The sequence below is a fragment of the Bifidobacterium sp. POST2/T3 (B1) genome, assembly GCF_058197115.1.
In genome coordinates this window covers 1-6194 of record NZ_JBVPQK010000149.1, presented here as the reverse complement: position 1 = coordinate 6194, position 6194 = coordinate 1, and the positions used below count along the sequence as shown (strand labels likewise).

Annotated in this window: 4 protein-coding genes, 1 tRNA gene and 1 pseudogene; 4 read left to right on the top strand and 2 right to left on the bottom strand. The window is 59.2% G+C overall.

Annotation, left to right across the window (positions count from 1 at the left end; genetic code table 11):
- From AC0AP0_RS07685 to AC0AP0_RS07670, 4 genes are all read left to right on the top strand, one after another.
- Nucleotides 1-72, top strand: a tRNA-Ala gene (locus tag AC0AP0_RS07685).
- A 385-nt stretch (nt 73-457) separates the two neighbouring features.
- Nucleotides 458-1453 (top strand): ADP-ribosylglycohydrolase family protein, encoded by a 996-nt coding sequence (locus AC0AP0_RS07680; RefSeq protein WP_490430037.1) that lies wholly within the window; start codon nt 458-460, stop codon nt 1451-1453.
- A gap of 162 nt (nt 1454-1615) precedes the next feature.
- Nucleotides 1616-3082 carry a purine-cytosine permease family protein gene (locus AC0AP0_RS07675; RefSeq protein WP_490430035.1) on the top strand — a complete coding sequence of 489 codons (1467 nt, stop codon included), beginning with the start codon at nt 1616-1618 and terminating at the stop codon, nt 3080-3082.
- The gene (locus AC0AP0_RS07670) at nt 3075-4043 is read left to right on the top strand and encodes a PfkB family carbohydrate kinase (RefSeq protein ID WP_144176957.1); all 969 of its coding nucleotides are present in this window, start codon (nt 3075-3077) and stop codon (nt 4041-4043) included. Before AC0AP0_RS07675 ends, AC0AP0_RS07670 begins: the two co-directional genes overlap by 8 nt.
- An 88-nt stretch (nt 4044-4131) precedes the next feature.
- Here AC0AP0_RS07670 and AC0AP0_RS07665 read toward each other — a convergent pair whose 3' ends face one another.
- Together AC0AP0_RS07665 and AC0AP0_RS07660 are read right to left on the bottom strand one after the other, a co-directional pair.
- Nucleotides 4132-5217 carry a glycerol dehydrogenase gene (locus tag AC0AP0_RS07665; RefSeq protein ID WP_490430033.1) on the bottom strand — a complete coding sequence of 362 codons (1086 nt, stop codon included), beginning with the start codon at nt 5215-5217 and terminating at the stop codon, nt 4132-4134.
- 128 nt (nt 5218-5345) lie between these two features.
- Nucleotides 5346-6194 (bottom strand): annotated as a pseudogene (locus AC0AP0_RS07660) (hypothetical protein); the annotation flags it as partial.

The window sequence follows — 6194 nt, the reverse complement described above, 5'->3', positions numbered from 1 at the left end:
GGGCTATGGCGCAGCTGGTAGCGCGTCTCCATGGCATGGAGAAGGTCGGGGGTTCGAATCCCCCTAGCTCCACAGATGGAATCCCGAGGTCACCTCGGGATTCTTTTTTATATCCAATGCCCTTGCATATGTTGCAGCCTGGACCAAGACAGCACTGCCAAACTCCAGTACGGCGTAGACGGACGATCCCGTTCAATGGCCGTCTGCACTATATAGAACACACATCTCGATATCTCGATCAAGTCTTTAACCCCAGCCTGCCTGCAATGTTTTTATCTCCCACTCCACTGGGTGGAGCTCGTTCATTTCCCCATTCTTCCGTGCGAATCATGCCTGCTGCATCCGTCGTACTGACAATCTTCCAGGGGCCTTACAATGATTCTGATTAAAAATGTCGCAGTCTATCTGCAGACAGATCAATAGGCTCATCGCAACGACTCCGGAGGCTTGTACAACAATGACCAGAACTGAAAAGGGCGCACTGGGCGCGCTTACTGGGTTGTCATTAGGGGACGCGTTGGGCATGCCCACGCAGAGCATGAGTCCTGCAGCAATACATGAGGCCTACGGCAGGATCCACACCCTTTGCGATGCCATTCCGGATCAGCCCATAGCTCCCGGTATGCCTGCAGGGTCTGTAACCGATGATACCGAGCAGGCGTTGATCGTGGCGGAACTGACTATCGAGGGTAAGGGACACATCGATCCGAAAGAGTTTGCCAAGCGTCTTCTGGCCTGGGAGGATGACATGAAGTCGCGTGGATCGCTCGATTTGCTCGGACCATCCACCAAGCTGGCCCTGGAACAGGTTCGCCAGGGCGCGGACATCATGACCACAGGAAGGACCGGCACCACCAACGGAGCCGCCATGCGAGTCACTCCGGTAGGCATAGCCAACAGGCCCGAGGACACCAGACAACTGGCCAATCGCATCTACGAGTCCTGCCAGGTCACCCACGACACGGTCGCAGGCTTCCAAAGTGCTGCGCTGATCGCTACGACAGTCAGCCTGGGGCTTGAGGGGATGACCGTTCGCCATGCACTGAACGAGTCCTTGCGTATGGTACCCGCCATGGAAACGTCCGGGGCCTGGACTCCAAAGGCATCGGTCCCCGCACGCGCTCGCCAGGCAATACGGCTATCTGAGGAATTCAGCGATGAGGACGATTTCGAATGTCACCTCATTGAAGACTGCGGGACCTCGGTCGAGGCCAATGAGTCTGTGGCAGCCGCCTTTTCCCTGGCCTGGAGATTTGCCGACGATCCTCAATCGGCTCTGTTCACTGCAGTCAACCTTGGTGGCGATACGGACACCATCGCCGCAATGACCGGCGCAATGACCGGCGCGTGCACCGGTCCCGAGGTCTTCGACCCTGCACTCTGCTCCCATGTAGCTTCGGTATCCCACCTGGATCTGCAGAAAACTGCCCGTGGCCTGATTGCCCTAAGGTAGCAAAGCGCAAAACGGATACCGTCGAATCCTTCAGGAACTCAACAATGTAAAATCCACTCAACCCCCCCCCCAAGACCATGGGGTCCACCCAGACCACACCACAGGACTGAACAGACAAGTCATCACTACATCCAGTACATCTTGAGTCGAAGGAGACAATCCATGTCAACTGCACCAAGGGAGGGCACCATCCTCTCCAGAGTCGAGCAAAGGGGCATCGAACCCGTGCCCGAGGACCAGAGGAACGGATCGCCCGGACAGCTCTTCTGGGTCTGGTTCGCCGCCAATATCTCAATTCTGGGGATCCCTCTGGGAGCTACCCTGATTGCCCAGGGCCTCAACCTCTGGCAGGCCGTGCTCGCCACGATCATCGGAGCCTTCGGATCCTTCGCCCTCGTCGGCATCATCTCCATAGCCGGCAGAAGAGGCGGCGCGCCCACGCTGACCCTGTCCCGGGCCATTTTCGGCGTCAGAGGCAATGCAGGCCCCACGCTGGTGGCCCTGCTGTCCAGACTGGGCTGGGAGACGGTGAACACGATGACCGGCGCTTTTGCGTTGCTCTCCCTGATCGCCATCATCTTCGGTACTTCAGCCGATGCCAAGCGCTCCCCCCTCCTGACCTTCGTCTGCATTGCCGTCTTCGTGGCCTTGACCGTGGTGGTCTCAGCCGCCGGTCATGCCTTCATTCTCACCGTGCAGAAGTGGGCCACCTGGATATTCGGCGCCCTTACACTCCTAGTGGCCATCTATCTGGCCACGACCGTCGACTGGTCCTCCTTCCTCGGCAATGCCCCCGGCTCAGCCAGTGCTTTCTTGATTGGCGTCGGCACCATAGCTGCGGGGACGGGCATCGGCTGGGTCAACTCCGGTGCAGACATGGCCCGTTACCAGAAGACCTCGGTGAAATCCGGCTCTCTGATCCTGACTGCAGCGGCAGGCGCCGGCATCCCCCTGGTCGTGGTCATCGGCCTGGGATCGGTCCTGACCGCAGGCAACTCCACCATTGCCTCCGCCGCCGATCCTGTCGCCGCGGTTCGAAGCGCTCTGCCTGCATGGGTTTCAATCCCCTATCTGATTGCCGCATTTGCAGGCCTGCTTATGTCAAACAACCTTTCCGTATATTCGGCCGGCCTGACCACTATCACCCTGGGCATCAGAATCCCCCGCGTCTATGCGGTCGTGGTCGATGTGGTGGTGACCACCTGCGGAGCCTTGTACTTTACCTTGGGTTCCGACGGATTCTACGGCCCCTTCGTCACCTTCATCTCCCTGCTGGCAGTGCCACTGAGCACCTGGGCAGGCATCTTCCTGTCAGATATGATCTTCCGCAAGCGTTACGATTCTAACGGCCTGCTGAACCTTCAAGCAGATTCCCCATACTGGTATTGGCACGGAGTCAACCTCCCAGCCATCATCAGCTGGCTGGTGGGGATAGTCGTCGGCTTTCTGTTTGTGACGGCCCAGGTCTCCAAGAACGAAGTCTGGTTCTCAGGACCGCTGTCCGGCAGCTTCCTGGGCAGGAACGGCCTAGCATGGCTCGTATCCCTCCTCCTGGGAGGAATCCTCTACGCCATTTTGCACCTCCTCTCCAAGGATTCCGTGGCGGTGGGGAGCAAGAGCCATGACTGAACCCAGCATCCTCCATCTGGGTCAGGTGGTGGTTGACCTTAGCATGGACATCGACCACCTCCCGGAGCGTGGAGGGGACATTTTCGCCAGACGAAGTGCCATAAAGGTTGGCGGCGGATACAACGTGATTCGCGCAGCCAGGCAGATGGGAGCGCCCATAGCCTACATGGGGGCGATTGGCACAGGTCCGATGGCGGACATGGTCCGTGTGGCCCTTGCCGCCCTTCAAGTTCCCGCCCAAGGGTCTGTTCTGGAAGACTGCGATACCGGATACTCGGTAGCCATGATCGAACCCTCCGGCGAACGCACCTTTGTTTCAGCAAGGGGCGCAGAGACCCGCGTACCGGAGGGCACCTACGAAAGCATGAATCTGGTTCCTGGCGATGTCATCTACCTGAGCGGATATTCCTTCTGTCACAAGGACAATACCCGAAGCCTGGTCGGTTTTGCTGAAAAACACCAGGACGAGGGATTTCCTGTACTCTTCGATGTGGGACCCATGGTGGCAAATATTGACCTGGATGTGTTTGGTGCGGTCAACGGACTGCATCCGATCTGGTCGCTGAATGAACGCGAGGGACCAATCCTGGCGAAACGTCTGAGGTGCCAACCCAAAACTGGCGACGTAACCGAGTTGGAATCCCTCTGCCGCTCGCTTTCGCTAAGACTGGACAGTCCGGTGGTTCTTAGGGCCGGCGCTCGCGGTGCCTGGTACTGCCAGCCCAAGAATGCGATGCAAATCAAGTACATTCCCACCCCACAGGTTCGTGCCATAGACACCAACGGTGCCGGCGATGCCCATTCGGGCGTCCTTTGTGCTGGCATATTCCAAGGCCTGCCCATCGAGGAGTCACTGATACTGGCCAACTGTGCAGGAGCGCTTTCCACTACTCAGCCCGGTCCAGCCACATGCCCAGATGAGGAAGCCATACGAAAGGCCGCCAGCTCGCTTCAAGGGTGACCAATGCAACGTCGGGAAAAATAAAACGACCGCCGACTCCATGCCGACGGTCGCTTGGCATCTCAAAGAAAGATCAGAGCAAGAGGACTCAGAGTTGCTTGCCCAGCTGATCGGCTGCGCGCAGGGCGTGAGCCACATCGGTGGGAGTCACCTCGAAGGGCATGTTGCCCATGGTCTCGTCGGGACCGCAGGCATGCTCGCCGACCTTGAGCAGATCCTCCTCGCTGGCCTGGCCGATGCCGATCTGCTCCAGGGAGGTGGGCAGACCCACGCTGCGGAAGAAGTCATAGACCCCGCGGGTCTCCTCCAGAGGCCGATCCTCAAGGACCAACTGGGCCAGGGTGCCGAAGGCCACCTTTTCGCCGTGCAGCATGGAGTGGGTGCCCTCCAGGGCGGTCATCCCGTCATGAATGGCGTGGGCTGCAGCCAGGCCAGAGCTCTCGAAGCCCAGACCGCTCAGCAGCGTATTGGCCTCGATGATCTTCTCCAGCGCAGCTGTGCGCACACCGGCCTTGGCAGCGGCCACGGCCTTGACCCCATCCTCCAGCAGGGTATCGCGGCAGAGACGGGCCAGGGCAAAGGCGGCCATGGTGGCGTGGCCTCCGGTCATGGTCACGGCGTTCGACTGCACGCAGGCGGCGGCCTCGTAGTAAGTAGCGAAGGCATCGCCCAGCCCTGATACCAGGAAGCGCACCGGAGCCTTGGCGATGACGTCGGTATCCATCAGGACCACGTTGGGGTTGGCAGGCAGGGGCAGATAACGGTCAAAGACACCCTCAGGCGTATAGAGCACGGACAGCCTTGAGCAAGGCGCATCCGAGGAGGCTGCCGTGGGCACAATCATGACCGGCAGATGGGCGAAGTGGGCCACAGCCTTGGCGGTATCCAAGGTCTTGCCGCCGCCGATGCCAATTACCGCGTCACTGCCGCCCAAATGGGCACGATGACGGTCGATCTCCTCCATGGAGCACTCGCCGCCGAATTTCATCAGTTCGTAGGGGATCCCATCGTGCTCAAAGGAGGCGACAATGTCGTCGTGGTAGAGCCCGTCGATGACCGGATCGACGATCAGATGGGCGCCTTTGGTGCCCAGAGTCGCATATTCTCCGGCCAGCTTTCCCATGGCACCCTCCTGCTGAACATAGGAGCCTGGAGAGCACAGAACCTTGCGCATATACACACCTTTCTCATTGCTGATCCGGCCTTCAGGACCGGGACCTTCGAGACGGTCCTCTTGGACCGCCCAAAAGTGACCCTAGTCACATTACATGATGGAATGGGTGTGCCTCGCCGGCTCGTTCGTCAGTTATGAGGCGAGGGACTGGTCGTTGTCATCGGTGACGACTGTGGTGTTGAAGTCGTGCTTGAGGGACTGGGTGTGGAGCTGGTCGCGTCGGCAGACGGCGAAGGCGAGCTCGTAGGGTTGCCTCCATGCTGCTGACTTTGCCCGGATCCCTCTTCGTTGCCCTGGTTCTGATTCGTTCCCGAAGGTTGATTTTGAGGGGTACTCGGGGTGGACTGATATTCGGGCTCCTCTGTCCGCTGCACCGGTTTGGAGGGGGTCTCTTCATCCTGGTTAGGGGTTACCACCTGGCTTGTCGGTGGGCTGACCACGTTGCGAACCACCTTGTCTGTGCCTTCGCCCTTGGTCAGAGCATTGATGGCCAGGGCGGACAGCAGTACGGCCACCAGAGCGCTGACCACAGAGACAATGATGACGTTGCGCCGGCGCTGATCCAGCTTCTTCTTACTGGTTGCTGCAATGGAAACTGTATGGGTTCGTGGTCCATTGCTTGACGAAATGGTTCTGCCGGTCTTGGCTGCCGACTCTTCGTCACCGGCCGTAGGCATGACCTGGGTGGACCCATCTACCGGGGCCATTACCTGGGTCGATCCGTCGGCAATATTGCTTGAATTGTTTCGATGACCCTTTCCCTGGGCCGGCAACGTCGTGGTCTGTCCATCGGCGGCTGAATCGGCACTCGATTCAGTTCTGGAATCGTCATCATCCTGGTCGGCGCTACCGCCCACGGACTCCTGCAGCTTCTGGCCAGAGGCTTCCAAAACATTCTTATAGATCTGCGAGGCCACGGCAGAGACGATGGAACCGATGGCTACGCCGATGATGGATCCCGCCACGCCGATCTTGGC

Coding starts and splice junctions, on each gene's coding strand:
- AC0AP0_RS07680 (WP_490430037.1), top strand. CDS start 458: ATGACCAGAACTGAAAAGGGCGCACTGGGCGCGCTTACTGGGTTGTCA.
- AC0AP0_RS07675 (WP_490430035.1), top strand. CDS start 1,616: ATGTCAACTGCACCAAGGGAGGGCACCATCCTCTCCAGAGTCGAGCAA.
- AC0AP0_RS07670 (WP_144176957.1), top strand. CDS start 3,075: ATGACTGAACCCAGCATCCTCCATCTGGGTCAGGTGGTGGTTGACCTT.
- AC0AP0_RS07665 (WP_490430033.1), bottom strand. CDS start 5,217: ATGCGCAAGGTTCTGTGCTCTCCAGGCTCCTATGTTCAGCAGGAGGGT.